This window comes from Nocardia sp. NPDC050630, from assembly GCF_044457245.1.
Taxonomy (GTDB): Bacteria; Actinomycetota; Actinomycetes; order Mycobacteriales; family Mycobacteriaceae; genus Nocardia.
Map to the genome: position 1 here is coordinate 1,693,598 of NZ_JBITGN010000001.1, position 26,187 is coordinate 1,719,784.

30 protein-coding genes are annotated in these 26,187 nt (G+C 65.3%); 16 read left to right on the plus strand and 14 right to left on the minus strand.

Translation table 11 applies throughout. The features are described from left to right. The first annotated feature begins 123 nt into the window (after positions 1-123). The 6 genes from ACIBG0_RS07165 to thpD all read left to right on the plus strand — a co-directional run bounded on the left by ACIBG0_RS07165 (position 124) and on the right by thpD (position 4,748). Entirely contained in the window at positions 124-522 is a 399-nt protein-coding gene (locus ACIBG0_RS07165; protein ID WP_397030040.1) for a hypothetical protein, read from the plus strand. Between the two features lie 231 nt (positions 523-753). Then, positions 754-1,464 carry a response regulator gene (locus tag ACIBG0_RS07170; RefSeq protein WP_397030042.1) on the plus strand — a complete coding sequence of 237 codons (711 nt, stop codon included), beginning with the start codon at positions 754-756 and terminating at the stop codon, positions 1,462-1,464. Positions 1,465-1,614: 150 nt separating this feature from the next. Beyond that, on the plus strand, positions 1,615-2,199 hold the full coding sequence (gene ectA / locus ACIBG0_RS07175; RefSeq protein ID WP_397030044.1) for a diaminobutyrate acetyltransferase: 585 nt from the start codon (positions 1,615-1,617) through the stop codon (positions 2,197-2,199). Next, positions 2,196-3,464, plus strand: coding sequence for a diaminobutyrate--2-oxoglutarate transaminase (gene ectB, locus ACIBG0_RS07180; RefSeq protein ID WP_397030045.1), 1,269 nt, complete (start codon positions 2,196-2,198; stop codon positions 3,462-3,464). The genes ectA and ectB overlap by 4 nt, the downstream gene beginning before the upstream one ends. A 1-nt stretch (position 3,465) precedes the next feature. Continuing rightward, the gene (locus tag ACIBG0_RS07185; RefSeq protein WP_397030047.1) at positions 3,466-3,864 is read left to right on the plus strand and encodes an ectoine synthase; all 399 of its coding nucleotides are present in this window, start codon (positions 3,466-3,468) and stop codon (positions 3,862-3,864) included. A gap of 8 nt (positions 3,865-3,872) precedes the next feature. Next, positions 3,873-4,748, plus strand: a complete 876-nt coding sequence (gene thpD / locus ACIBG0_RS07190) for an ectoine hydroxylase (RefSeq protein ID WP_397030048.1) — start codon at positions 3,873-3,875, stop codon at positions 4,746-4,748. Between the two features lie 86 nt (positions 4,749-4,834). On the opposite strand, the gene ACIBG0_RS07195 is transcribed toward thpD, so the two are convergent. Both ACIBG0_RS07195 and ACIBG0_RS07200 read right to left on the minus strand, forming a co-directional pair. Beyond that, positions 4,835-6,058 carry a hypothetical protein gene (locus tag ACIBG0_RS07195; protein ID WP_397030049.1) on the minus strand — a complete coding sequence of 408 codons (1,224 nt, stop codon included), beginning with the start codon at positions 6,056-6,058 and terminating at the stop codon, positions 4,835-4,837. Further along, positions 6,058-6,279 carry a hypothetical protein gene (locus ACIBG0_RS07200; protein WP_397030051.1) on the minus strand — a complete coding sequence of 74 codons (222 nt, stop codon included), beginning with the start codon at positions 6,277-6,279 and terminating at the stop codon, positions 6,058-6,060. Before ACIBG0_RS07200 ends, ACIBG0_RS07195 begins: the two co-directional genes overlap by 1 nt. 30 nt (positions 6,280-6,309) lie before the next feature. On the opposite strand from ACIBG0_RS07200, the gene ACIBG0_RS07205 reads away from it, so the two are divergent. After that, positions 6,310-6,588, plus strand: coding sequence for a hypothetical protein (locus ACIBG0_RS07205; protein WP_397030053.1), 279 nt, complete (start codon positions 6,310-6,312; stop codon positions 6,586-6,588). On the opposite strand, the gene ACIBG0_RS07210 is transcribed toward ACIBG0_RS07205, so the two are convergent. The 5 genes from ACIBG0_RS07210 to ACIBG0_RS07230 all read right to left on the minus strand — a co-directional run bounded on the left by ACIBG0_RS07210 (position 6,589) and on the right by ACIBG0_RS07230 (position 12,682). After that, positions 6,589-8,838, minus strand: a complete 2,250-nt coding sequence (locus tag ACIBG0_RS07210) for a serine/threonine-protein kinase (RefSeq protein ID WP_397030054.1) — start codon at positions 8,836-8,838, stop codon at positions 6,589-6,591. Between the two features lie 57 nt (positions 8,839-8,895). Further along, positions 8,896-9,696 carry a 23S ribosomal RNA methyltransferase Erm gene (erm, locus tag ACIBG0_RS07215; RefSeq protein ID WP_397030056.1) on the minus strand — a complete coding sequence of 267 codons (801 nt, stop codon included), beginning with the start codon at positions 9,694-9,696 and terminating at the stop codon, positions 8,896-8,898. Positions 9,697-10,176: 480 nt separating this feature from the next. After that, positions 10,177-11,154 carry an NADPH:quinone reductase gene (locus ACIBG0_RS07220; RefSeq protein ID WP_397030058.1) on the minus strand — a complete coding sequence of 326 codons (978 nt, stop codon included), beginning with the start codon at positions 11,152-11,154 and terminating at the stop codon, positions 10,177-10,179. 2 nt (positions 11,155-11,156) lie between these two features. After that, entirely contained in the window at positions 11,157-11,732 is a 576-nt protein-coding gene (locus ACIBG0_RS07225; RefSeq protein WP_397030060.1) for a PadR family transcriptional regulator, read from the minus strand. A 656-nt stretch (positions 11,733-12,388) separates the two neighbouring features. After that, a complete protein-coding gene (locus ACIBG0_RS07230) occupies positions 12,389-12,682 on the minus strand; it encodes a DUF1330 domain-containing protein (protein ID WP_397030062.1) in 294 nt (97 codons plus the stop codon). A 188-nt stretch (positions 12,683-12,870) separates the two neighbouring features. Between ACIBG0_RS07230 and ACIBG0_RS07235 the strand changes: the two genes are divergently transcribed. Both ACIBG0_RS07235 and ACIBG0_RS07240 read left to right on the plus strand, forming a co-directional pair. Continuing rightward, a complete protein-coding gene (locus ACIBG0_RS07235; protein WP_397030063.1) occupies positions 12,871-13,776 on the plus strand; it encodes a LysR substrate-binding domain-containing protein in 906 nt (301 codons plus the stop codon). A 605-nt stretch (positions 13,777-14,381) separates the two neighbouring features. Then, on the plus strand, positions 14,382-14,633 hold the full coding sequence (locus ACIBG0_RS07240) for a hypothetical protein (protein WP_397030065.1): 252 nt from the start codon (positions 14,382-14,384) through the stop codon (positions 14,631-14,633). A 311-nt stretch (positions 14,634-14,944) separates the two neighbouring features. Here the strand turns inward: ACIBG0_RS07240 and ACIBG0_RS07245 are convergent, their stop codons facing one another. From ACIBG0_RS07245 to ACIBG0_RS07255, 3 genes are all read right to left on the minus strand, one after another. Further along, entirely contained in the window at positions 14,945-16,249 is a 1,305-nt protein-coding gene (locus tag ACIBG0_RS07245) for a hypothetical protein (protein WP_397030067.1), read from the minus strand. Between the two features lie 91 nt (positions 16,250-16,340). Further along, positions 16,341-16,544: a hypothetical protein gene (locus ACIBG0_RS07250; protein WP_397030069.1), complete on the minus strand. Its 204-nt coding sequence runs from the start codon at positions 16,542-16,544 to the stop codon at positions 16,341-16,343. A gap of 397 nt (positions 16,545-16,941) precedes the next feature. Beyond that, on the minus strand, positions 16,942-17,979 hold the full coding sequence (locus ACIBG0_RS07255; RefSeq protein WP_397030071.1) for a hypothetical protein: 1,038 nt from the start codon (positions 17,977-17,979) through the stop codon (positions 16,942-16,944). A gap of 72 nt (positions 17,980-18,051) precedes the next feature. Here ACIBG0_RS07255 and ACIBG0_RS07260 point away from each other — a divergent pair, with 72 nt between their 5' ends. The 3 genes from ACIBG0_RS07260 (at position 18,052) to ACIBG0_RS07270 (ending at position 20,119) form a co-directional block, all read left to right on the plus strand. Then, complete coding sequence (locus ACIBG0_RS07260; RefSeq protein ID WP_397030073.1) at positions 18,052-18,480, plus strand: MarR family winged helix-turn-helix transcriptional regulator; 429 nt, start codon at positions 18,052-18,054, stop codon at positions 18,478-18,480. Between the two features lie 77 nt (positions 18,481-18,557). Beyond that, on the plus strand, positions 18,558-19,637 hold the full coding sequence (locus ACIBG0_RS07265; RefSeq protein WP_397030075.1) for a dihydrodipicolinate reductase: 1,080 nt from the start codon (positions 18,558-18,560) through the stop codon (positions 19,635-19,637). Further along, positions 19,634-20,119 (plus strand): carboxymuconolactone decarboxylase family protein, encoded by a 486-nt coding sequence (locus ACIBG0_RS07270; protein ID WP_397030077.1) that lies wholly within the window; start codon positions 19,634-19,636, stop codon positions 20,117-20,119. The genes ACIBG0_RS07265 and ACIBG0_RS07270 overlap by 4 nt, the downstream gene beginning before the upstream one ends. A 73-nt stretch (positions 20,120-20,192) precedes the next feature. Here the strand turns inward: ACIBG0_RS07270 and ACIBG0_RS07275 are convergent, their stop codons facing one another. Beyond that, the gene (locus ACIBG0_RS07275) at positions 20,193-20,879 is read right to left on the minus strand and encodes a hypothetical protein (protein ID WP_397030079.1); all 687 of its coding nucleotides are present in this window, start codon (positions 20,877-20,879) and stop codon (positions 20,193-20,195) included. A gap of 97 nt (positions 20,880-20,976) precedes the next feature. On the opposite strand from ACIBG0_RS07275, the gene ACIBG0_RS07280 reads away from it, so the two are divergent. Beyond that, positions 20,977-21,255, plus strand: a complete 279-nt coding sequence (locus tag ACIBG0_RS07280) for an ArsR/SmtB family transcription factor (RefSeq protein ID WP_397030081.1) — start codon at positions 20,977-20,979, stop codon at positions 21,253-21,255. After that, positions 21,255-21,644, plus strand: a complete 390-nt coding sequence (locus ACIBG0_RS07285) for a VOC family protein (RefSeq protein WP_397030248.1) — start codon at positions 21,255-21,257, stop codon at positions 21,642-21,644. Before ACIBG0_RS07280 ends, ACIBG0_RS07285 begins: the two co-directional genes overlap by 1 nt. A gap of 3 nt (positions 21,645-21,647) precedes the next feature. On the opposite strand, the gene ACIBG0_RS07290 is transcribed toward ACIBG0_RS07285, so the two are convergent. Together ACIBG0_RS07290 and ACIBG0_RS07295 are read right to left on the minus strand one after the other, a co-directional pair. After that, positions 21,648-22,568: an LLM class flavin-dependent oxidoreductase gene (locus ACIBG0_RS07290; protein ID WP_397030082.1), complete on the minus strand. Its 921-nt coding sequence runs from the start codon at positions 22,566-22,568 to the stop codon at positions 21,648-21,650. A gap of 56 nt (positions 22,569-22,624) precedes the next feature. Then, a complete protein-coding gene (locus ACIBG0_RS07295) occupies positions 22,625-23,134 on the minus strand; it encodes a GtrA family protein (protein ID WP_040690789.1) in 510 nt (169 codons plus the stop codon). Between the two features lie 194 nt (positions 23,135-23,328). Here ACIBG0_RS07295 and ACIBG0_RS07300 point away from each other — a divergent pair, with 194 nt between their 5' ends. Continuing rightward, on the plus strand, positions 23,329-24,132 hold the full coding sequence (locus ACIBG0_RS07300) for an aldose 1-epimerase (protein WP_397030084.1): 804 nt from the start codon (positions 23,329-23,331) through the stop codon (positions 24,130-24,132). 3 nt (positions 24,133-24,135) lie between these two features. Here ACIBG0_RS07300 and ACIBG0_RS07305 read toward each other — a convergent pair whose 3' ends face one another. Continuing rightward, positions 24,136-24,885 carry a TetR/AcrR family transcriptional regulator gene (locus ACIBG0_RS07305; RefSeq protein WP_397030086.1) on the minus strand — a complete coding sequence of 250 codons (750 nt, stop codon included), beginning with the start codon at positions 24,883-24,885 and terminating at the stop codon, positions 24,136-24,138. 105 nt (positions 24,886-24,990) lie between these two features. Here ACIBG0_RS07305 and ACIBG0_RS07310 point away from each other — a divergent pair, with 105 nt between their 5' ends. Next, on the plus strand, positions 24,991-26,178 hold the full coding sequence (locus ACIBG0_RS07310; RefSeq protein WP_397030087.1) for a DUF418 domain-containing protein: 1,188 nt from the start codon (positions 24,991-24,993) through the stop codon (positions 26,176-26,178). Positions 26,179-26,187: the final 9 nt, after the last annotated feature.

A 26,187-nucleotide genomic window follows, 5' to 3' on the forward strand; every position in this document is an offset into this window, starting at 1 on the left:
ACAAAGGGAATGCATTGTCGCGCAATGCGTTTCGTAGTGATCCGATCCACTGTTTGCCCGGCGGTACGCGCGGGTACGCGAAGAGGAACCGGACTATTGATGCCGACGCGCAAGGAGGTCGTCATGAACGATCAGCGACGACCGGGCACCCGAGATCTGTACGCCGGACCGGGGGCTTCGAGGTCGCTGAAGAAACCGCCGGAATCAGTCGTTCGCGGCGAGGGCCCGCAGCAGCCCGGCCGCTTCCTCGTCACCCGCAATCATGAAGTGATCCGACAGTGGGCCGAGCAGCGCGGCGCGCGACCGGCCACCATGCCCGGCAGTGAATACGACGGCCGCCTCGGCGTCCTGCGCTTCGATTTCCCCGGGTACGGCGGCGCGGTGCTGCGCGCGGTGGGCTGGGACGAATGGTTCGCCACCTTCGACGCGCGCCGGCTGATGTTCCGCTATCAGGAGCGCAGGGCAGACGGCGGGCCCAGCAACTTCAACCGGCTGGAACAATCTCATCGCGACGAGTGGTGACACTGGCCGAAATGTGCCGTATGTCACGTGCAATTTGCACAAATCGGGTCTTCATGCGCAGGGTGGAGTAGCCGGACGCTAACCAACTACCCGTGATCTGCCGTTTACCAATTGGTCGGTCGGGGTACTAAAGCAGTTGGCAAAGGTGCTCGAAGGCGGGCTTTCGCGTCGGTTCTGGGTACGCGAGTGTCCGCGTCGCGTCGCGTCCGCGTGGCTGCAAGGGATGAGGGCTTGACCGCAAACCTGATGATCGTTGACGACGACGAAGTGGTACGTGGCGCACTGCGCACGGCCATGGAAGATGAGGGTTACGACGTTGCCGAGGCGCAGGAGGCCGAGGACGCGCTGACGTATCTGCGCAGCAACGGCGCGCCGGATGTGATGATCGTCGAACTGATGCTCGGGGACATGGACGGCTTCGATTGCATCAGGGAGATCCGGCGCGAGCACGACGTGCCGATCATCGTGGTCAGCTCGCGCGATGACACCCACGATGTGGTGGCTGCACTGGAGGCCGGTGCCGACGATTACGTCACCAAGCCGTTCGAGATCAAGGAAATCTCCGCGCGCATGCGCGCACTGCGCCGACGCGCGCGCCTGACGTTGGAGCGCGAAGCGCCACGCGAGGCCGTACTCGACGCGCATCCCGACGGACCGCTCGTGCTGGATCGCGACGGTGGTGCGGTGCGCCGCGGCGAGGACGAAATCCGGCTCACCATCACCGAATTCAAATTGCTCTGCGAACTCGCCGAATCGCCCGGACGGGTGCTCAGCCGCACCGTTTTGCTCGAAAGAGTATGGGACGATGGCTTTTTCGGCGATGAACGGATCGTCGATGTTCATATGCGCCGCCTGCGCACCAAAATCGAGCTCGACGCCTCCGAGCCGCGCATCGTGGTCACCGTGCGCGGTCTCGGCTACCGACTGGATCTGCAGCGCTGAGCGCTGTGACCAACGCCGCAGTGGTACCGAAGTGTGACGCTGCCTGCGGTTGTTTTCTTTTCGTAATACAACCGCAAAGAGATCGACAGGTTCACCTCAAAGTTGCTTCGTAAGCCTGGATAAGTAATGCAGACCGGACCAGGGAGACGTATGTCACTGCACACCTTGTCCACCACGACGATCGAACCGTCGGTGACCGAATACCCTTCGGCCGTACCGATTTCCGGGCCGCACACCCAGCCGGTGCTGCGCCCGCCGAGAGTCGGTGACGCGGCCCAGATCTGGCGGATCGCCAAGGATTCGCAGGTCCTCGACACCAATTCCAGCTACGCCTACCTGCTGTGGTGTCGTGATTTCGCGAGCACCTCGGTGGTTGCCGAAGTCGGTGGCCAGGTTGTCGGATTCGTGATCGGCTACCTGCGTCCGCAGGCACCGCAGACGGTGTTCGTGTGGCAGGTCGCGGTCGAGCAGGAGCAGCGGGGACGCGGCCTCGGCGTCGCGCTGCTGGATTCGCTGCTCGACACCGCGGCCGGCGCTGGTGTAACGGCACTCGAGACCACGATCGCACCGGACAATCCGGCCTCGATCGCGATGTTCGCCTCGGTGGCGCGTCGCCGATCGGCCGAGCTGACCAAACAACCCCTGTTCGATTCCGAACTCTTCCCGGACAGCCACGCTGCCGAAGACCTCTATTTGATCGCCCCTACCGCCCGAAAGCAGGAGAATCGACGATGATTACCGCCGAGACGACCATTTTCGAGGAGCTCGAATCCAATGTCCGTGGCTATTGCCGCGCCTGGCCGACGGTGTTCACCACCGCGTCCGGGAGTTGGTTGCGCGCCGAGGACGGAAAGGAGTACCTCGACTTCTTCGCCGGAGCGGGTGCGTTGAACTACGGCCACAACAATCCGGTGCTCAAGCAGCCGCTGCTGGACTACATCGCCAGTGACGGGATCACCCACGGCCTGGATATGTCTACCGTAGCCAAGCGTCGACTGCTGGAAACCCTTCGCGACACCGTGTTCGCACCGCGCGGCCTGGAATACAAGGTCCAGTTCCCCGGTCCGACCGGCGCGAATGCCGTCGAAGCCGCACTGAAGTTGGCCCGCAAGGTCACCGGACGCGAGACGATCATCAGCTTCACCAACGCCTTCCACGGCATGTCGCTGGGTGCGCTGTCGGTGACCGGCAATGCCGCCAAGCGGGCTGGTGCCGGTGTGCCGCTGGTACATGCCGCACATATGCCCTATGACGGCTACTTCGACAACACCACCGCCGATTTCCAGTGGATGGAGCGGGTGCTCGACGACACCTCCTCCGGTTTCGACCGGCCAGCGGCGGTGATCGTGGAGACGGTGCAGGGTGAGGGCGGTGTGAATGTCGCGCGCCCCGAGTGGCTGCGGCATCTGTCCGAATTGTGCACCGCGCGTGGCATTTTGCTGATCGTCGACGATGTGCAGATGGGGTGCGGCCGGACCGGCCCGTTCTTCTCCTTCGAGGTCGCCGGTATCACCCCCGATATCGTGACACTCTCGAAGTCCATCGGCGGCTACGGTTTGCCGCTGGCGCTGGTGTTGTTCAAGCCGGAGCTCGACGTCTGGGCGCCGGGTGAGCACAATGGCACCTTCCGCGGTAACAACCCGGCCTTCATCACCGCACAGGCCGCGTTGGAGCACTTCTGGTCCGACGGTGCCCTGCAGACCTCCACCGAGGCCAAGGGACAGCGAATCGGTGCGGCCTTGACCCAGGCGGCCGAGTACTTCCCCGGCATTTCGACGCGGGGTCGCGGATTGGTGCACGGCGTCGTCTTCGACGATCCGTCCCAGGCGGGCAAGGTCTGCCAGGTGGCCTTCGAGCGCGGGCTGCTGGTGGAGACCTCCGGTTCGCTGGACGAAGTGGTCAAGTTGTTGCCGCCGTTGACGGTCACCGACGAGGAGGTCGAGCATGGTCTACGGGTGCTGACCGGCGCGATCGGCACCGTCTGCGGACAGGAGCGTTGAGATGATCGTGCGCAGTACCGCGGAGATCACCGGCACCGAACGCGATGTCGCGGGACAGGGCTGGCGCAGTAAGCGCATCGTGCTCGGCGGCGACGGCGTCGGATTCTCCTTCCACGAGACCAGCATCGAGGCCGGGACCGTGCACGAGTTCCACTACCGCCATCACGTGGAGGCCGTGTGGCTCATCGAAGGTGAAGGGACGCTGACGGATCTGGACAACGGCGTCAGCTACGAATTGGCGCCGGGCTCGATGTACCTACTCGACGGACACGAGCGTCACCGCCTGCAGGTGCGTACCGCGATGCGGATGATGTGCGTATTCAACCCGCCGGTCACCGGGCAGGAGGTCCACGACAGTGATGGTGTCTACCCGCTGGTCGCGGCCCAGGTAAGCGGATAGGAGGAGCAATGACGTTGGTGCAGACCGACGATCGCTACCCGACTCGGCTCGTCACGGCGGGCGAGCACCGGGACCGGACCGATCCCACGGTCTGGGGCGCGGTCGATTCCGAGGAGTTGGCCTCCTTCGATGCCAATGGTTTCGGAATCGTCGAGGAGCTGCTGAACCCCGCCGAGGTCGCGGAGTTCAGTGCCGAAATCGACCGTCTCGCCGGTGACCCGGCGCTACAGGGTGATGACCGGGTGATCGTCGAGAAGGCCTCGAACCGGGTGCGTTCGGTCTTCGAGGTGCACCGGCTCAGCAGTGCGATCGCCGATCTGGTGCGCGAATCCCGAGTGGCCGGATTGGCCAGGCAGGTGCTCGGCTCGGATGTCTACATCCATCAGAGCCGCGTGAACTACATGCCCGGCTTCCGTGGCACCGGCTTCTACTGGCATTCGGATTTCGAGACCTGGCATGCCGAGGACGGTATGCCCGCACCTCGTGCGGTCAGCCTGTCCATCGCACTGACCAACAACTATCCGATCAACGGCAGCCTCATGGTGATGCCCGGCTCGCATCGCACCTTCGTGCCGTGCACCGGCAGCACTCCGGCCGAGCATTATCGGGAGTCGTTGCAGGAGCAGGAGATCGGCGTACCGACGCACGCGGATATCGATGCGCTGGCGAACCGGTACGGCATTACCCAGTTCACCGGTAGCGCCGGATCGGCCCTGCTGTTCGATTCGAACATCATGCACGGTTCGTCGAACAACATCACGCCGTTTCCGCGATCGAATATCTTCCTGGTGTTCAACAGTGTGGAGAACACACTGGTGGAGCCGTTCGCGGCTCCGGCGCCACGACCGACGTATATCGCGAGTCGGGACTTCACGCCGGTCTAGTCCCACTTACGCGCGCAACCGGTCTCGGGCCGCCTCACCCGAGACCGGTTGCGCGCGTATGTCTTTGGTTGCGAGGAGTGCTGACGTCAGCCGTAGATATCGAGCGTGACGGTCAGTGCCGCCAAGCGCGTCGCGAGTCCGAGATCGCGGGCACGTCCCTGGATGTCCGTGCGATCCTCGGCGGGCAGCTTGGCCCACAGCTCGCCGAGACGGGCCTGGGTGTCGGCATCGGCCACGGACAACACCCGCAGCAGTGTCGACCACAACCGGCCCTCGGTCGCGATGCCAGGTATCGCGGTCAAGGTCGATTCGGGCAATTCCAGTAGCTGTGTACCGACTCGGCGTTGGATCTCGGCATCGGTGCGCTCGACCAGGTCGAGCAGGCCGCGCCACAAGATCGGATCGCTGCGTCCGGCGAGCGCGGCGACAAGCGCCGCCATCGCCGCTGGGTCCGCGGTGATCGGGTTGGCCACCAGCGTATCCAGGGCCGATGGGCTCAGGTAGGCGGTGAAGCGGAGCATGTCATTGATCGCGCCATGCTCGATGAAGGTTGCGGTGAGTTCGGTAATGGCTTCGGGCCGGCCGATATCGAGCAGGATGTCGCCGAGTGCTTCGATCACATCCTCGTCGCAGCGGGCGAAAACCGATACCGCCGCCACACGCAGCTCGGTGGAACCGGCGAGGACAGTACCGAGGATATGCGGTATCCGATCCAGCGGCCCGGACAGCAGTTGACGCACGATCGCGCTGATATTCGCGCCGGAGTAGGCATAGGCCGCCGAGAGGATCAGGCCCTCGTCATCGGGTACGCCCGCCTCGATGGCACGGACGAGTTGTGTCGTCGCGAAGCCGAGGAACGGACCGGCCGTGACATAGTCCTTGCGGCGCAACAGTTCATTGGCGACCCGCACGACCGGTTCCGGCGGCGCGACCTCGGCGAGTCGGCCGATGGTGCGCGGGTCGATATACGGCGCGCAATCGGCGGCATATTTCGGGTCCAGCATGCGAAGGGCTTCCGCGGCCTTCTTGGGATGTTCGATCCCCACCGCACCCGCGGCGCGTCCGCCCATCATCGGCGGCACGACCCGCTGCACCAGCGGTATCGAAACGCTCAGCGGGATGATCGGCACTAGCTTACTGAGCCGCCCGAAGGTCGCGGAATGGTCGTCGAAGAGGACACGTGCCATGCGTTGTTGCAGTTCGTGCAGTTGCCCGGCGCCGAGTTTCTCCAAATGCGACAGGCGTTCGACAGGGACGTGCAGTGTGCGGGCCAGCAGCACCAGCTGCGCCCTGGTCACCAGGTCCGTCATCAGCCGAGCCGATTCCCGAACATGACCTTCTTGGCTGCCGTGCTCAGTGGCCAGGGCAGCGCAGCGACCAGTCGGTCGACGGCCTTGGTTAGTCCGGCTGTCTCGGCCTTGCGCGCGTCACGGAACATGGTCAGCAATTCGGCCGACTCCGCCTCGGAAAGTTGATCGAGGGCCGCGACGGGGCCGCCCAGTTCGTGTTCGAGATCTGCTCTGGCGGTCATATTCGCTCCTGGTTCCCCAGTCCTCGCGCAATGACAGTGCACGAAGCACCTCTAGATCACATTGTGCAGTGCCACCTCGTCCACCGGACCCGCTTCGCTGGTAACGCGCCGCCTGGCAGTCTTCCGGCAAGCGCACCGCCGGTCCGGCTGGTCCTCGGTCGGAGCCATGCCGCGATCGGATACGACAACGCCGCGGTGGTCGAGCGATTCGCCGACGGTCATCACGTCGGCACGCTCACGCTCTTCGACGGCTACACCGATGCCACGCCGCCGAGCAAATCGGCGGGCATGCTCATCCAGCACGGCTGATCACCGAGCCACAATGCGCTCCAAAGCGGCGAGGTCCTGTTCGAGCATCCGGAACAACCAATAGATGGCGATGAAGGCCAGCGCGCTGCCCACACACAGCACACGCAGCGGCACAATGACCGCCGGAATATCCCCGGCGGGAATGAAAGTCGCGCCCGCGACGCCGAGCAGCGGGACCGCGGCGGCGATGGCGAGGAAATAGGTACTGGTGCGGTCGAGTTGGCGCAGCTGGGTGTCATCGGCGGCGCCGAGTCCGCCGTGCGGCAGGAACATCGGGTAGATGCTGCGCACCGCATAGAAACTGACCAGGAAATACGGGTAGGCCATGGCGATCGCACCGCACACGATCTGGGTGATGAAGAAATGCACATAGGCTCCGGCGGTGAGGTGATTGCCGGAGACCTGCACCGAGACCGGGACAACGACACCGGCCAATACCCATAGCGCGAAGCAGGTCAACACATTTCGGCGGCCGAGTTGGACAGCATCACTGCGGGCACGCGCCAGCGTGGGCGCATTGTAGGACTTGCCTTTGCGTAGCCCGCGCGAGATGGACCACAGATCGACCAGCAGCACATTGGTGACGATGATCCCGATCAGGAAGCAGATGCCGTAAGTGGTGACGGCGAACTGGTCGAATCGGTGCTGCGCCTGCTCGTCCAGTTTGGCGATAATGAGCGCGCGATTATGGTTATAGCTGTACAGGATCGCCAGCGCATTCGGAGCGCCGATGGCCAACGCCATGATGGGATGCATGAATACGCGGGCGCGCAGTCGCCAACTATGCGGCGGCGGGTCGACCAGATCACGGGCGCGCGCGTCCAGGCAGACATCGAATTGCTGTGCCATATCGGCACCGCGCGCCCACCGCTTATCCGGATCCGGATCGAGCGCGCGGACCAGGGCGCGGCGCAGCGCGACCGGGCAATCGGCCGGAAGATCCTGATACGGCAGCGATTGCGGGCTGCCCGAACGACGGTTCAACATGCCGTCCAGTGCGGTGCGATCGCCGCCGGTCACCGTGTCGTCGTCGAATGGTTTGCGACCGGTGAGTAATTCCCACAGCATGACGGCCAAGGCGTAGAGATCGCTGCGGGTGTCCAAATCGGCGGCCGTCGTGGATTTGTCCGGATGCACGGCAGCCAACTGCTCCGGTGACATATAGGCCAGCGAGCCGCCGAAGTAGGCGACCGGACTATCACCGGAGACATTGCCGCTGAAGCTGATATTGAAATCGGCGAGTTTCGGGACGCCCTCGGCGGTCAGCAGCACATTGGCCGGTTTGATGTCGCGGTGCAGCACCCCGCACCGTCCGGCATAGTCCAGTGCCTGGGCCAGTCTGCGGCCGAGCCAGGCAATGGTTTCCGGCCAGGATAATTCGGTCAGTTCGGCACGTACGGTCGATTCGCTGGGGCGGATCTCGCCCTTGTCGGCGAGTACGGAGTCGATGACATCGAGCAAGAGTGCGCCCGACCGCTCGGCCGCCGGCGTTTTGCGCACCCGCTCGAGCACGGTGAACAGTGTGCCGCCCGGCACATATTGCATATAAAGCAGGCGCAGGCGGCGATTCTCCAGTACGCGCTGGTCGAAGACGCGAACGATGTAGTCGTGGTCGAGCTGGGCCAGGGTCTGTGGTTCGGCGCTCTTGTCCTGAGAGATCTTGACCGCGACGAGTCGCTGCATGGAGCGCTGTCTGGCCAGGAACACCCGTGCGAACGCGCCACGGCCGAGTCCGGTCATCAGGTCGAAGTCGTCGATCTTCTGGCCGACGTCGATCTCGTCGAGGTTCACCGGATCGGCGTAGCCGGCTAGCAGAGTACTGCGGTAATCGTCGGTAGCCAGCATCTGCGAGAGTTGCTCGGCCTGTTCGGGATAGGCCGCGGTGTATTCCTCGACATCCACCGAAGTACCCGCGCGTCTGCGGACGTGGAATTCCTCGTAGATGAGATCCGGCGGCAGCGGCCAGGTACGCAATTCCGGCAGGTCCTCGACATACTCGGCGAGACGCTTCGGCTCGGTGCCGCGCATCCAGCGGTTCGCCAAGTCGACCTTTATCAGTTCGATCAACGTCACCCGGCGAATGGCAGGGGAGTCCGGCAGATAGGCGGGCAGATCCGGCGGTGTATCGGCCGCCCGCCATGCCTGCGCGAATCGCTCGACGACCTCGGCGACTCCGGTGCCACGTGGTGCACTCGGCGAGCGGTCCGGAGCGACCGTCGCCCCCGGAACCGGCGGAGCGGGGTGCGCCATCTGCGCATCGTAGCTCCGCCGATACCCCGGTGGCGGTCGAGTTGGGCAACTGATTTGCTAGTTCAATGCCTGGTACAGGGTGAGCCAGCGGTCGGGGGAGACGAGGCCGACCGGTTCGTCGAGGGCGATTGCGGCCACGGCGCAGGCTGCTCGGATCTGATTGGTGCGATAGGCGCGGCGCAGTGTGGCCGAGAGGCAGCCGCCGAGGCCGGAGAAGCCGAGTTCCACGAGTTGGCGATAGCGACGCAGTTCCCTTCGCGCGAGAAGTGGGTGTTCACGCCTGCGCAGTCGAAGTACGGCCGCATCGACCCGTGGGATCGGATGGAAGTGGTCGCGGCGCACGCTGATGCCCAGTTCCATTGTGACCGTGGGCCAGTGGGTGACAGTCAGTTTGGGCCAGCGGCCGTAGTCCCCGGCGTATTTGCGGGCGAACTCGCGTTGGGTCAGTAGTGTCGCCGAGGTGAGCTCCCGTGCCGCGAGACACCAGCGCAGGATATCGGTGCTCGCGGCGAACGGGATATTCGCGACAACCGTGAATCGCTCGCGAGGAGGGGTTATATCGCGAATATCGGCGTGGTACACGTCAATTCGTTGGTCGCTTGCAAAGCGTGCACGGAGATTCTCGGCGTAATGCCGGTCTCTTTCGTAGGCCAGGACGTGGTGCGCCCGGTTCAGGAGATGACCGGTCAGCTTGCCGTCGCCGGGGCCGATTTCCACAACGAGGTCATCGGCACGGACACCGGCGGCGCGTACCAGCCTTTCCGCGATGCGGGTATCGGTAAGGAAGTTCTGCGACAGCTGTTGGCGAGTGCTGCCGGGGCGGACCCGGGCATGCGGCAGTGAACGATTGCGGGACATGGGTTGTCCTCCGAACGGAGTGGTCGAATCAGGAATGTGTGATTCGCCCGGACCCGTGCCGGAACGCTATGGGGCGCAACCCATCTCAGCGCGAGGAAAATCGATCAGATCGATCGCGCGGGAGCAGCGCAGTGCGCGGGCAGAGGCCGGGCCGCCGCGCGGGGCCGCACGTAGTACGCGCAGGCCACGCACGCTCCGTTCCAGCCAGGACTGCCTCCCATACGGGAAAACCTAGAGCACGCCGGAGTTGTCCGCGACCGATTTTCTTACCCGTCGCTCTGGACCCAAGTGAACCCCTACGGCCAGTTGGAGCTGGACATGAACTCCCACGTCGATCTCGCCGGTGCAGCGGCCATGCTGCCAGGCCCCCGCACCGCGCCCGACACCGCAGGGTCCCGAACCGGCGGCGGAAGCTTCCACCCCGCCCGCAGCGCCCTCACGCTCGACTGCTGGAGATGAGGCGGTCACGCCGGAGCTTCTTTACTGGGGGATGTCGACCAGTACACGGCCGCGACCGCCGGCGTCGATGCGGTTGTGAGCCTTGGCGATGTCGGCGAGCGGGAAGCGGTCGCCGACATCGACGGTGAGGGCGCCGACGGCGGCCGCGGCGGTGAGGTCGCGGGTGGCCTGGCGCCTGGCTTCGGCGGGGAAGTCGTCGCTGCCGAGCAGGCGCAGGGTGACGTTGTTGAACAGCAGGGTCCAGAACGGGATCTCGGTGCGGTCGTGGCGGGTGGCGTACGCGGCGATGACCGCGTCGTTCGCGGCGACGGCGTCGTCCAGGTCGGCGTTGTCGGACAGGGCGACCTCGATGATCCGGTCCACGCCGTCGGGTGCGTGGGCGCGGATCGCGGCGGCGGGGTCGCCTGAGTCGAGGGTGACGGCGTGGGAGACGACCTCGGGATCGATCCTGTCCAGTTCGGTGCCGCGTCGGACGGTGCCGATGACCGTGGCCCCGCCCCAGCGGGCGAGCTGGGCGGCCAGTGAGCCGACCCCGCCGAGCACGCCGTTGACCAGTACCAGTTTGCCGTCGACGGGGCCGTCGGCGAAGACGGTGCGGTGCGCGGTTATGCCGGGGATGCCCAGGCTCGCGCCGAGGTCGTCGGACAGGTGGTCGGGCAGTGGGACGGCGAGGTCGCCGGGGACGACGGTGTACTGGGCGGCAGTGCCGAAGGGGCGGTAGGACTGGGCGCCGTACACCCACACGCGCGTCCCGACGCGGCACGCGTCGACGCCGTCGCCAACGGCGTCGATGATGCCGGCGGCGTCGCTGTGCGGGATCACCCGCGGATAGGGCATGGCCGAGCCGGTCCAGCCGCGACGCTTCTTGGTGTCGCCGGGATTGGCGCCGGAGACGGTGACACGGACACGGACCTCACCGGGTCCGGGGGTGGGGTCGGGCAGCTCGCCGAGCTGGAGCACTTCGGCCGGACCCTGCTGGTCGTACCAGGACGCAAGCATGTTCAGTCCTTCCGATCACGGGTGTGGGTCTGAGGATGGGGCTGCTCGTCGGCTGCTGGGATGCCGCCGCCGTCCATGACCTCGTGGAGCCAGGCGCGTTCTGCGCGGCTGGTGGCGCGGGCGGTGAGCAGCATGCCGCGCCGGTAAGGGTCGATGACCTGCTCGGCGCGCAGCGGGGTGTCACCGTCGTAGAAGAAGCTGGCGGGGGCCTCCAGGAAGTCCAGGCGGCGTCGCAGCACGGCGTGCTGCTCGGCGCTGTCGGGCAGCAGCGAGAGGAACGCCAGGATCACGAACCAGCGGGAGAAGTCGGTGATCTCGTGCTCGGCCGGTTCCCGCAGCCGCCGCAGCATGTCCTCACGTCCTGCCGCGGTCAGGTTCAGCACGTACCGGCCGCCGCCCGCCTCGGGTGCGCGGCGTCGTTCGATCAGCCCGGCCTTGGTCAGCCGGTTGATCGCCGGGTAGAGGGTTCCGTCGCTGACCGGACGGCTGTAGCCGGTCAGGTGCGTGATGCGGCGGCGCAGCTCGTGACCTGGCAGGGGGCCTTCGGTCAGGAAGCCGAGTATCGCGAGTTCAAGCATGACCCCAGGATCCTACATCGAAACGATGTGTACATCGTTTCGATGTTACGGTGAATTCGGAGGCGCGCCTCCTCCGTACCGCCTGCAAGGCCGCCCCGGGTGGGTACCTGTGGGTTTTCGGCGGTTACTACCGGAACCCCCAGTACGAGCACCCACGCACACTGTCACGCCAGCATCCTGACCAACGGCTTCAAGATGGCGAACGCTCTCTACGCCAGCCTGGCGCAGTCAGGCGCGTCCCTGGGCTACTCCAAGAACAGAAAAACCGCCGGCCAAAACCCCCGAAAGAGGTCTTGAACTGCGGTTCTTCAAACTGAACATCAGTACCCTGAGTAGCCCCGATGGGGCACACGGCGGATGGATGCAGGATGCGCCCCTGGTCATCGAAGCCGTGTGTTCGCTGCGATCTGTCGCGTGAGAAGCGGTTCGCGGTTCGCTTCGGGCGAGCGTGAGTTTCGTCGACGAGGTCAGCGAGACAGTCCAGCTGGCCCGACCGTCGCGTCGCTTCTTCGATCCGCCCGACAGGGATCAGGCTGTCGAGGATGTCGACGACGAACTGGGACGCGGGGCATGGCTTCGAACTCGTCTGGTGAGTCGTCGTTCACTACCGTGTGCGTATCAGGTGACGGATGCTCAGCGATGGCTGAGCCCGTCGGTCAGTCGATGCCTTCGATGATGCGGAAGTCGCGCTCGACGCCGTCGGGGAGGGCCACCAGCGCCTTCTGGTATGCCTCGCTCTCGTATGCCGCGACGGCCTGTTCAAAGCTGTCGAACTCGATCAGAACGACGCGTTGCGCGATTCCGGCCTCGTGAGCGACGACTCGACCGCCACGGGACAGGACGCGCCCGCCCCCAGCCTGGACAGCCGGACGGGCCAGCTTGTTGTAGGCGGTCAGCCTCTCAGGGTCGGAAATGGCGGGGTAGACACTGACCCAGTAGCCCTTAGCCATGGAAACCTCCTGTGTTCGGCCGGACAGGTCCGACTTCGAATTGACGCTCAGATTGCTCGATCCCGGCGACGGGTACTGCGGTCAGTTGAATCGTCATATGCGCAGGTTAGGGCTTGATATGTGGTCGAGGGAAAGACCGATACGGGATAGACTCGGAGCGGATCGTTATTAATCGAGGGGGAGGGCACGTGGCGCCGGATACGGTTAGCCTGCGGTACTTTCTGGTGCTGGCGCAGGAATTGAACTTCACCCGCGCCGCCGCTGCACGGATCGGTATCGCGCAGCCCGCACTCAGTGCCCGGATGCGCCGATTGGAGGCGGAACTCGGTACGAGCCTGCTGGTTCGTAACACGCGTAGCGTCGTATTGACCACGGCCGGTGCGGCATTGGCGGAGTTCGCGCCGCCCGCGTTGGCGGCGCTGGACCGGGCATGGGACACCGCCCGGAGCGCGGGGGCCGGTGAACTGGGCACGCTGCGCATCGGATACAGCCTCAGCACGGGGGCCGAGACGGCACCGGCCCTGGTGGACAGGCTCATTCGCAGCAGCCCAGGGCTCGAGGTCGGTGCGGTCCCGATGGCGACACCGGAGATCTCCCCCGCGGTCGCCGACGGCCGCATCGATGCCGGGATCACCCGCGGTGAACAGCCGGGGCGTGGCGTGCGCCGGTTCCTGTTGCGGCGTCAACGGATCGGGGTCCAATTGGCACAGCATCATCCGCTGGCCGAACACCCGGAGATCGAGATCGCCGACGCGGCCGCGTATCCGCTGCGACTCCCCGCCCGTACGGCCAACCCTGTGATCCACGACCAGCTGTCCGCACTGTTCCGCGACACCCGACCACACCCCCGATTCCACACGCCCGCAGTCTCTTTCGACATGTCTCAGCGCGACCTACACGACGGGGTCACCCTCGCTCCGGCCGGTGAAGCCGCGGTCACGGCAGCACCGGCCGGTCTCACCTGGCGACCGCTGCGGGGCGCGCCCACCTTGACGATCCACCTGGTCCTCCCACGCGAGCAGTCACCACTACACCGCCGCATCCGTACCGTCGCCAAAACCCTGGCACACGAGCTGCACTGGCTGCCGGACTGACGCGCAAGAGGTCAAGCGAGACGGACGCCTGGGGTGGCGAGGCCGAAGACCTTACGCCCGGCGGACTTCGCGGTGATGACGACGACGGCGGTCTTGCTGAATGTCCGACACGACCTCGCTACGCCGACGGATCAGCATCCGATGATGGCCCCGGGTCCGGTCCCTGGGCAGCGCGATAGGGGGCCTGGTCCTGGCCACCGACACCGGTCATCTCTTCCCGAACGACCACGCCTACACCACCGCAGCGCTGGTCGGCATCGCCGCGATGGCGGTCACCGCCCTGACCGCCACCCCTCTCGCCCGCCAACGCCCGCCCGATATCATCCCCACCGCGGCCACGGCCAGCGTGCCGAGTCAGGGCCGGTCGAGCCGATGACCGGCTCGCCGGAGCGGCGGCGGCCCCATCGCCCTGGTCGGCGCCGAGGAGCTCGCCGGGCCGCTACCCGGCATCTACGACCCCACCGGGCCCGGCAAGCTGCTGTTCGCGTTCTTCGCCGCGATGGCCGAGACCGAGCGGGAGAAATCCGCGAGTCCACGCTAGAAGGACTCGACACCGCGGCCCGCAAGGGCAAGCACGGTGGCCGGCCCCGGTCATCACCGACGACATGCTGCACACCGTGCTGCGCCGCCGCGCGGGCGGCGAGTCCGTCGAGCAGATCCAGCCCGACCTGATCATCCCTACCGGCAAGCGCAAGAGGCAGAACCCCTCGGTGGCGAGCATCTACCGAGCGCTCGCCGAGCACGCCAAGCGCGAGGCATACCCCGAAGCCGTCGAGCAGGCCCACGCCGACTTCGCCGACCTCCGCAACGCAGACGTCTCCCGGCCCCGACCGGATGCCGCGGCGCTCAGCTCATGACCATGATCGTTCTCACCGGGATTTCTGTACCGCAACTACTCACACCCGACCTCCGGCACCAACCAATAGCGTTGGGAGCCAAGCCAACCAGCCGTTACCGCAGGCCGAACCCGCGATTCATCTGCGGTCGGCTGCGGCTACGTCATATCCGTTGGCGGTTACTACCGGAACCCCAGATTCCTGAACCAACGAGATCGGTCAGGCCGCCGACGATCCGTGTGCCGAGAATCCCGCCGCCCCGTGGACGACGTGCTCGATTTCGCGCTGATGGTCGCCAGGGGACCAGCTGGCGGCAGCGATTCCGCTGATACTCAGCCGGAAGTTACCGATTGATCGTGTTCATCGGTCTTCTCCTCCGCTGCGCAGGCGCGCCACATCTGGGCTTCAGCGTGGTTGCCCTGACGTTCGAGGAGGTCGGCGAGTCCGGTCATGGCGCGTGATTCGCGGCGATCGGCCGCGGTGCGCCACCAGCGCTCGGCATCGCCGAGTTGGCCACGATTGAACAGGACGACGCCGAGGTCATAGGCCGCCCCGGCATGCCCCGCCTCTGCGGCCTGTGCCCATAGACCGCACGCCTGTTCCTCTTCGCCGCGGCCGAACATGGCGACGCCGAGATCGTAGAGGGCGGCGCGATAGCCGCGGTCGCCGTCCTTGGTGCGCTGCTGCGATTTCGGCTGCTCGGACTTCGGCGGTTCCGGGAGCGGGATGTGGTCGGCATCCGCTGCACGCTCGGGTACCGGCGCGGCAACCGACGGTTCCTCCAACCGAATACGCGCGGATTGCAGCGGCGTAGTCTGCTCTGCCGCCGGGAACTCAGGGCGGACGAACGCCGTTTCCGGTGGTTCCGGAAACCGCACCAATTCGCGGTCCGGGGGTGTCGGCTGCGGCTCGGGAAGCCGAGTCTGCTCTGGGGCAACCGGCACGGCTCGCTGCGGTATTGGCGGCGGCTCGGGGAGTCCGGGCTGCTCTGACCCAATGGACACGGCTCGCTGCGGCTGAGTCGGTGGCGTCGGCTGCCGGGATCTGTCCTGTCGCGGTTCTGCGAGTTGCGATGACTGGGACGCTGGCACGGGGGTAGCGGCCGCCGGAGCCGGGACGGAGGCGGCAGGCGAACTGGCGGTGTCCACCTCGATCACCAGGTTGGCGAAATTGGGCGGGCCCTCGCCGACGCTGCACCACAGGACGATTCGCCCGGTCGGTGGTTGTTCGATGAGGATGCCATAGTTGCCGGACCAGGATTTCTGTGCGCCGAATCCGTCGACCCACACCGGTGTCAGCGAGAACAGCGTGCCCGGCGCGGTCGGAACCACCTCGAAGGTAACGCCGGCGGTGAGTGCATCACTCCACACGTCCACCCCGGCCAGGCGCCTGCCATCGATGCCGATATGCCCATCGACCACCGACAGCCCAATTCCGTGTCCACGCAGACCAGCGGGCGGTGCCGCGGACAGCAACTTCATGGTGACCAGGATCGGCGCCGCCCCAACCTGTTCGGTGTACATCGGGTAGATCAGGCTGCCGTTCCAGGTGATCGGGTCGGCGGATTGATACCGCGCGGCCAGCGGTAGGTTCTCCGGCGAGTTCTGGGCATACCAGTGCGAATACGGCTGATTCATATCGCGCCCCGACCTTTCACCGATGCTTCCTCGCCCCTGTCTACGCGGTCCGGCCGGTAATACCGTACCTGCCTCTGATTTGGTGGCTATCTCAGTCCCGAATGGCGGCCAGCCCATCCAATTCGCGCCGGAGGGTATCGGCATTGTCCGGCCTGATCGAGTCGAGCAGTTCGGTCAGTCTGCGCAGGATATCTGCGACCAGTTGGTGGTCGGTGCGCAGTTCGGCCAAAACCCGTGCCAATTCGCTCGGTTGATGCCATGAATCGTCTCTCGCGCGAGGAAGACGCACAGCCATGCGGCTCCGCGAAGGGTGCTGGAATGCAGTGGGCCTCGATGCCCTGCTCGACTTCAGTGCGAGCGCGAAGGTGGACGCACGGCGAGCTCCTCGATCACGGTGCCTCCATGCCGATCGCCGTCCACCCGGCGCCGCCACGCGACACATCCATGATCTTGCACCCTGCTAGGTGTGTCGATCAACTCGGCAGCGGTTGCGCACCATGCGATATCGCAGAGCGTGCCCGACGTGACAACGGCACAAATTTATATGTAACTCATGGTTACATATAAATTAGGTTTTGCGGAATTCGAGTGCCAGAGCGGCGATGTGATCATCGTACCCGGTACCGCCCCGCGCCGCGACCACGAAACTCGCCCCACGGATGGGCTACATCCGTGGGTGGAAGCAACAGGCGTCAGACGCCGACCGTCTCGTCAATTTCCTCCTCGGCCGCTACCGGTCGCTGTGCGCGGACCGGAGCGGCGGGCGCGGGGAAGTTATGCCGTTCGTATCGTGCGGCGATCACCAGCAGTACCGCGCCGACGGCCAGCCACGCGAACAGGCTCGCGATGCGACCGGCAAAATCCGCGCCGCCGTCGAAATACAGCAGGCTGCGCGCACCCTCCACGAAACCCGCGCCGTTCCAGAAGGCGTGCAGCGAACCGAAGAAGCCGTTCTGCAGTTCGGGACGGTAGATGCCGCCGGAGGTGGTGAAGTTGAGCATGACGAACAGCACCATCAGCGCGAGAGTGGTCCAACGCTTCAAGAAGGTGTGCAGTCCGATGCCGACGGTGATGATTCCCGCCGAGTACAGCCAACCCATCGCCCAGATCGCCGCGTAATCATGGTCGACGATGTGGAAGACCGGCGCCGCCAGGGCGATTCCCATGACGCTCACCACTAGCGAGGTCACCACGCCGATCGCCGCGCGCGCCCCCATGGACAGTCCGGCGCCCGCCGCGCCGATCGCGGCAACGCTGCCGTAGGAGCCGATACTCAGGGCGACCAGCAGGAAGAACAGGCCCTGTCCGGTGGGGTCGCCGCTGGCAGTCTGGGCGATATCGGTGACTGTCATCGGCACCCCTTGTGTCCCGGCGACCTGCCGGAACACCAGCTCGACCGCCATGGCGGTGGTATCGGAATTCGCTTTGGCTACAAGCAGTTCGGGATGTCGCGGGTCGGGAAGGTACGCACCGGAGAGCGTGCGGTCGCGCAACTGCGCGGTCGCATCATCGCGGGTGGGCAGCGTAACGACCTCGAGTGCGTCACCTGCCTTGTCCTTCATGGTCTGCGCCAGCACCATGTCCTGCGCTGAGGTACCGACCACGGCCACCTTCAGATGGTTCGGCTCGGGCTGATGGAACGCACCCAGATAGGCAAGTCCCATGCCGAGACACATCAGCAGTGGGGTCAGCAGATGTGCGGCGACATGCCGTAGCTGGTGCGAGCGCATGAGTGTCAACTCCTAATAGTTGGTAAATACAACTATTACAGTTGTAGCATACAACTGATGTATAGTGCAACCATGGCCAGTGAACCGCGCAGCGCGGCGATCCACATCATCCAGCGCGAGCTGACCGCCTTCGCCCGGCGAGCCCGCGGCCGCGCCTCGGAGCTGCATCCGGAGTTGTCGCTGGTCGCATCGAGCATTCTGGATCTGGTGATCGAGCGCGACGGCTGTCAGGCGACCGATCTCGCAGACCATTTCCTGCTCGACAAGTCCACGGTCAGTCGACAGGTGGGCGCACTGGAGCGCTTGGGCTATCTGACCCGGGAGGTCGATCCGGACAACCGGCGCAACCACATCCTGCGCCCGACCGCGGAGGGGCGGCGGGTCGCGGGGGCGGCCGAACGGCGTCGCCATCAGGAGTTCGCCGAGCGCTTGACGGCATGGGACGACGCCGACATCCGGCGTTTCGCCGACTATCTGGTCCGCTACAACGCCGCGAAATAGCCACACGAATTCCTTAGTCCTGCTGCGTAATTCGAATAATCCGGGCCACCAAACCAAGCGCTTGCTACGCTCACTCGATGATCCCCACGATCGTCTGGGGCACCGGCAATGTCGGCCGCGCGGCCATCCGCGCCGTCGACGCTCATCCGGCGCTGGAACTCACGGGCGTGCTCGTCCACGATCCGGATAAGGTCGGCCGTGATGCGGGGCGGCTCGCGGGGCTCGATTACGACCTCGCTGTCGCGGCGACAGCCGATATAGAGTCCGCCCTGGCCGCGGGACATCGTGCTGTGGTGTACGCGGCTTCGGGTGATATCCGCCCCGATGACGCGCTCGCCGATATCGTCCGGGCGGTCGAGTCCGGCGCGGTCGTCGTGACCCCGGCGCTCTATGCGCTCTACGATCCGCGCAGCGCCCCGCCGGAAATGCGCGAACCGGTGCTAGCGGCGGTCGCACGCGGCGGTGGGTCGCTGTTCGTCTCCGGTGTCGATCCCGGCTGGGGCAATGACGTGCTGCCGCTGCTGATGAGCGGACTCGGCAGCACCGTGGACGCGATCCGCTGCCAGGAGATATTCGACTACACCACCTACGAACAGCCCGATTCGGTGCGCTATCTGGTCGGCATGGGCCAACCGATGGACTATCTGCCGCCGATGGTGGCGCCTGGCATCCCGACCATGGTGTGGGGTGGGCAGATTCGATTGATGGCGCGGGCGCTGCAGGTCGAACTCGAGGAGATCCGGGAAACCCTGGACCGGCGCGCACTCGACGCCACCGTGAGCACTGAGCGGATGGGCGAGTTCACGGCGGGCACACAGGGTGCATTGCGATTCGAGGTGCAGGGGATCGTCGAGGGCGAGGCGCGCATCGTTATCGAGCACGTCACTCGGATCCATCCGTCCTGCGCGCCGGACTGGCCGAGGCCACCGGACGGCGAGGGCGCACACCGCGTGCTCATCGAGGGCCACCCGCGCATCGAAATCACCATCGAGGCCGCCGACGAGGACGGAAACCGTTCGGCGGGAGGCAATGCCACCGCGGTCGGTCGATTGGTCAATGCCATCGACTGGCTCGTCGACGCCGATCCCGGACTCTATGACGCGCTCGATGTCCCACTGCGTCCCGCAGTCGGCAAGCTCGGAAGGAAATATCCATGATCATCGACATCCCCGAGGGCAAGGACCCGATCGGTTACGTGTGGGGCGAGATGGTGCCGGGTATCGGCCTGGCCGCCTCGAAGTTCTCGCTGTCGGTGTATTCGCATTCGACCCTCGGACTGCGCGAGTTCGAGGCGGCACGACTGAAGATCGCCCAGGTCAACGGCTGCATCTTCTGTCTGGATTGGCGCACCGAACGCGACGGTCAGAAGGTGGAGCCCGAGTTCGCGGACGCGGTGACCAACTGGCGCACCACCGACCGGTTCGACGAACGCACCCGACTGGCCGCCGAATACGCCGAACGCTACGCCACCGATCACCACCATCTCGATGACGAGTTCTGGGATCGAATGCGAGCGCACTACAGTCAGACCGAAATCGTCGAATTGAGTATGAGCATCGGATCGTGGTTGGCCTTCGGGCGGCTCAATCACGTGCTCGGCCTGGACGCGGTGTGCGTATTGCCCGGACATTCATCGTAGGCGAATGTATGGCCGAGGAAGGCGTTGACCGGCGAGCGGATTCGGCGCGAATTATCCAGTGGCACTGATTATTTCAATCCAACGGTGCCCAATCGATACCGTCCAGGCGGCTCCACTCGTCACAGGCCCAGTCCCAGATGAGTTGGGCGACCATTGCGCCGTCGGTCAGCGTGGTGCCGAGGCGTTGGTTGCGGATGGGGTGGTGTAGTTCGAGGGTGTAGTCGGTGGGGGAGTTGCGGCGGGTCCGGATGAAGCTTGTTGCGCTGCTTCGTTTTTCGGCGATCAGGAAGGGGGCGGCAGCCAGCAGATGGAGTTGGCGGACCCAGTCGAAGATCTCGCGCTGGGTCAGTGAGGAGTACTTGCGTTCACCGCCGATATCTATCGAGGCGTAGCGACGAATTTCGGGGCTGGTCAAGGTGTTTGTGCGCGCATCGTAGATTTCATATGCGAAACCCGCGATGAGGGCTTCGATGAGCTCGCGTACCCGCGGCGCGGCGTAGTCCATGGCGGAGCCGCGCGTCCTGCGGCGATCCACGCTGTCGGCGGCGGTTACCCGGACCGCATCTCCGGCCGCCTCGATGCGCAGCCTGGCATGTCGTGCCGCGGCCGGAATTCGGCTGTTCCAGCCGTGCAGTCCGGCGATGACGGTCTGGTAGAGGTGGTCGTCGGCGGGTTGGCCGCGTCTGGATCGAAAATAAGGAAGTACGTCCCCCGGCGATGCCGCCGCGCCTGCGGGTAGCACCACGAACTCATAACTCATCAACCCAATTTAGCTCGGCCCCCGATACATTCGCGCGCCCTGTTTTCGATCCGAACCGCACTTGATAGGCAAGTGGTTACTTGCCTATAGTGTGGATGTGAGCGGCGATGTCTTCAAGGCACTGGCCGATCCCACGCGTCGGGCGATCCTCGACGAACTGGCCGATCGCGACGGTCAGACATTGTTCGAGCTCTGCGCGCGACTCGCCATGCGGCACCAGCTCACCTCGAGCAGACAAGCGATATCGCAGCATCTGGACGTGCTGGCGGCCGCCGGTCTGGTCACCACGCGCCGGGACGGCCGGTACAAGTTCCACCATTTGAATCGAGAACCACTGCGGCAGCTCACGCACCGCTGGCTCCAGGAGGACCCATGATCCGTATCAATATCACCAGTGTTCTGGTCGACGATCAGGACAAGGCATTGCGCTTCTACACCGACGTGCTCGGCTTCGTGAAGAAGACCGAAGTGCCACTCGGCGAGGCGCGCTGGCTGACGGTCGTCTCCCAGCAGGAACCGGACGGCGTAGAACTGCTCTTGGAGCCCGATGGGCATCCGGCGGCCCGTCCGTTCAAAGAGGCGCTGGTCGAGGACGGGATTCCGTTCACCTCGTTCGCGGTGGACGATCTGTACGCCGAGTACGAGCGGTTGCGCGGGCTAGGTGTGCGATTCACTCAGGAACCGCTCGATCAGGGACCGGTTCTCACCGCGGTGCTCGATGACACCTGCGGCAACCTGATTCAGATCGCCCAGCTGAAGGCCTGAGGTTCAGGCCGTTTGGAGTATTGCGTCGGCGAGGAGGTCCAGTTGGCGGCGGGCCTGCAATGAGCCGATGCGCAATACCAGATGCCGCGCCCCCGCATCGAGGTAGCGTCCGAGCCAGTCGACACACTCGGCAGCGGAACCGCCGAAATAGGCTTGGATCATCGACATTTCGTCGAGTGAACGACGGTAGTACCGACGGACGTAGCCGTCGAGTTCGGTGCGCGCGGCGGTGGAGTCCGAGTTGATATTGATGGTGGCGTAGAGGGCCGGGGTGATGGTGCGGGTGGTCTTTTCACGCAGGGTCTGCCATGCGCGGGCGTAGGCGCCCTGGTCTGGTAGGAACGGCAGCCAGCCGTCGTAGTGTCGTGCCACCCGTTCCAGCACCCTCGGCGTGTCACTGCCTGCCAACCACAGCGGGGGACCGTCCTGGCTCGCGGCGGGCAGGGTGCGGGTCAGGTCGTCGAGTTGCCAGTAGTGGCCGTCGAATTCGGTGCCACCGGACCAACTCCGCCGCCAGATGGCCACCGTTTCGTCGAGTCGGCCAACACGTTGATCGAAAGGCACACCGACAGCGGCGAATTCGTCGCGGCTCTCGGGTAGCGGGAATCCGGCGCCGAGGCCGAGGATCAATCGGCCGTTGCTGAGCTGGTCGACGGTTGCGGCGGTGTGGGCGCCGAGCAGGGGATGACGCAGTGTCGCGGTGAGTGCGGCGGTGCCGAGTTGGACGCGCGTGGTAGTCGCGGCGACGGCGGCGAGAAGCGGTAGTGGATCGACTCGGGTGCGCGCCAGCGGGGAATCGCCGATCCACACCGAATCGAATCCAGCATCCTCGACGGCGCGCGCGAATCGGACCAATCCGGCGGCATCGTGTTCGCCGGTCATCGAGGTTTCGCGGCTGGGTAGCAACAGCCCGATCTGTGTCATACCGGCGATCTTCGCCCGGTTGCCGACGCGGGGCAATTACCTGGAAGGTAAGCGACCTAGCGCGGTTCGAGCTCCGATTGAACGAGATCGTCGGGGAAGGCGTACCGCCGAAACGCCCAGTACCGGAACGCCATGGCGAGCAGCACGCCCAGGATCTGGCCGGTGATGAAGTTCGATACGGCCTGGGTCACCGGACTGACGTGCGGCACCCGGATATCGAGCACATACAGCGCAACCGCCTGCGGCAACAGCGTGACACCGATACCGAGCGCACTGATGGCGAAGAACAGCGCCGCCTCATGGTGCCGCTCGCGACCGCCCCTGGTCCGGAAGGACCACTCCCGGTTGAGCACATACGACACGATGGTCGCGATCAACACACCGAGCACGCGCGCGGTGAGCGGCTTCTCGCCGAGCACGGTCAGCTTCAGCGCATAGACGATTCCGGTGTCGATGAACCAGGTGATCCCGCCCACCACGGCGAACTTGAGCAGTTCACGTCGCTGGATCAGATACGACCGGTACGGCTCCGGGATCCGGTCGAGCGCAAGCTGGACGAAGGACACGCCCCGCACTATATCCAGCAAATCTGTCACCTCGCGTTTCCGGCCGCCGATGCCGTCTAACCCAAGCATGCCCGCGCCCGTCGCGCCAGATAAGTCAGCTCGACGGTTTCGGGCGCGCCGCGTTGGTCAGCGTGACCGTACTGCTCATGGCACTGTGTGTTACCTGACCCCCATAGTCGCAAGGAGGAGCGCTCATGGCCGACGCAAGCAATTCCGGTGTTGTGCTGGCCGCGGGCACGGCGCAGGTCAGCATCGACCCGGAGAATGGCGGGCGGCTGACCAGTTTCCGAGTCGGCGATCTGGAACTGTTGCGGCAGGGCGCGCGGTACGGCGCATTCCCCATGGCACCCTGGTGTGGGCGGATGGGTTCAGGCCAGTTCCGGTACGACGGAACGTTGCACCAGCTACCGATCAACGCCGATCCGCACGCAATCCATGGCACGGCCCGCGACACGGCCTGGCACGTCCTCAGCACAACGGAATCCACCGCCGCGCTGAGCTGCGAACTCGCCGACCCGTGGCCGTATCGTGGACGGGTCACCCAGGAATTCCAGCTCACCGATTACTCGATCACCCTGACCATGCGGGTCGAAACAGCGGGCGAGTCGTTTCCGGCGCAGGTCGGTTGGCATCCGTGGTTTCTGCGAAATTTAGGCTCCGGCAAGGATATTCAGCTGGACTTCACCCCCGCTTGGCAGGAGGAGCGCGGCCCCGACTATCTCCCGACCGGACGCCGCATTGCCCCGCAACCCGGGCCATGGGACGACTGTTTCGGGATGCCCGATGGCACCGCTGTGACCCTGACCTGGCCCCACGCTCTGGAGCTGACCATTACCAGTCCCGCGGAGTGGGTCGTCGTCTTCGACCAACAGCCCGAAGCCGCCTGTGTAGAGCCACAATCCGGTCCGCCCAACGGCATCAACACCCATCCGCGGACGGTCACCACGACTGACCCGTTGGAACTGTCCACCACTTGGGCCTGGCGTCTGCTCGACTGAGTCCTATGCGCCGTCGATCTCGACGGCCACGCCGTTGAGGATCAGTTCCAGCGCGAAAACGAAGTCCTGGTCGGCCGCATCGGTATCGCCGTCCGGCGGCGATTCGAACAGTGGACCGGCGAACAGCGCGGCCGCCTCGGGAAAGCGGTGCGGGTCGACCAGGACGGCGAGCGTGCGGCGGTAGTTCCGATTGGCCTGGACCTCGTCGAGACCGGTGCCGCGCCGCGCCTCGGTGATCTGCTGGGTGAGCAGACTCGCTTGCCGCACATGCCCGCTCACCAGCGTCAGGATGCCGACCTTGGTGGCCCACTCGAGTCCGGTGTCGGCGAGCGCGCGCAATGCGGCATCCATCCAGCCGATCGTGTTCGGCCCGCGCGGCGGGCCGGAGATCGGTAACTGCGGCAGCCACGGATGTTCGGCATAGACCGCGCGCATCGCATGCGCCCACTGCCGCAGCCCGGCCCGCCAGCCGAGTCCGGCCCTGAGATCCGGTGCCGGGCCCGTGGCGAAATCGGCCATCAGCTCGAAGAGTTCGTCCTTGGAGCCGACGTGGCGGTATAGCGCCATTTTGGTGAAACCCAGTGTCTGCGCGACCTTCAGCAGCGTGACCGCGCCGAGCCCGGCGCGGTCGGCGAGGTCCACTGCGGCGCGCACGACCTGGTCAACGTCCAGTTCCGCCGGTCGTCCGAGCCGTGTGGATACCGGGCGTCGCCAGAGCCTGGCGAGGTCGGCGGGCAGCGCGTCGTCGGTCATGGCGTTGCCTCCTCGGGATCGCCGATGCATCTGCGGGATATTAGCCCCAGAGATAGTATATGGTGGATAGTATCCCTCGGATACTAAAGATGTGCGGAGAACGTAATGACCGATCAGCTGGTCGCCTCCAGATCACGAGTACACGACGTCGACGCACTGCGCGGCTTCGCCCTGCTGGGCATCTTCGTCGTCAACATCACCTTCATGGCCTCGGGTTATCCCGGCAATCTGGTGACCGACCCCGCGTTTACCTCCACCCTTGACGATGTCGTGCGCGGTTTGTCCGAGGTGTTCGTCGAGATGAAGTTCTATCTGCTGTTCTCATTCCTGTTCGGCTACAGCTTCACCCTGCAGATGGACTCGGCGGCCGCGGCGCGAACCGCCTTCGAACCGCGGATGCTGCGCCGCATCGGGGGACTGTTCGTCCTCGGTGTGCTGCACATCGTCTTCCTGTATGCGGGTGACGTGCTCACCACCTATGCGGTGGCGTGCTTGGTGTTGTTCTGGATGCGGCGGGTCGGCGACCGAACCGCACTATGCGTCGCCGCGATTCTGTACGGCTTGGTCGTCGCGAGCCTGCTGCTCGCCACGGCGTTCATGGATGCGTCGGCACTGCTGCCCACAACTGCCGAGGCACAAGCCAATGCCGAGCGCGCAACCCAGGCCATGCTCGGCGGCTGGGGCGAGATCATCGGCGAACACCTCGATGGCCTCGGGCTCCTTGTCCTGCAAGCCCTTACGCTGCAGGGACCGACCGCACTAGCGATGTTCCTACTCGGCTTGGTCGCGGGCCGCCGCAAACTGCTCACCCATGTACACGGCGACGAACCGATCCTGCGCCGAATCCAACTCATCGGCTTCCCCACTGGCCTGGCGGGCAGCATCCTCTTCGCCATCGGCGGCGGCACCGGTCACACCCTCCCAGTAGCGATCAGCGTCGCCACCGCACCCCTGCTCACCGCCGCCTACGTCGCAACACTGCTCCGCGTGATGCACAGTCCCCGCACGTCTTTCATCCGCGCAGCCTTGGCCCCCGCCGGGCGTATTGCCCTCACCAACTACCTGGCCCAATCAGCCATCGGCCTAGTGATCTTCACCGGCATAGGATTCGCCGCCGCCGGAACATTCTCCCCTCTCGCGACCATGTCGACCGCCCTCCTCGTGTTCACCCTCCAACTGGTCGTGAGCGCACTCTGGCTGCGCTGGTTCCGCTACGGCCCGGCCGAATGGACTCTGCGCTGGATCACCAACGCCCACCGTCCCACCTGGCGCAAACCCCATCCGAGCCGCTGAATCAACCAT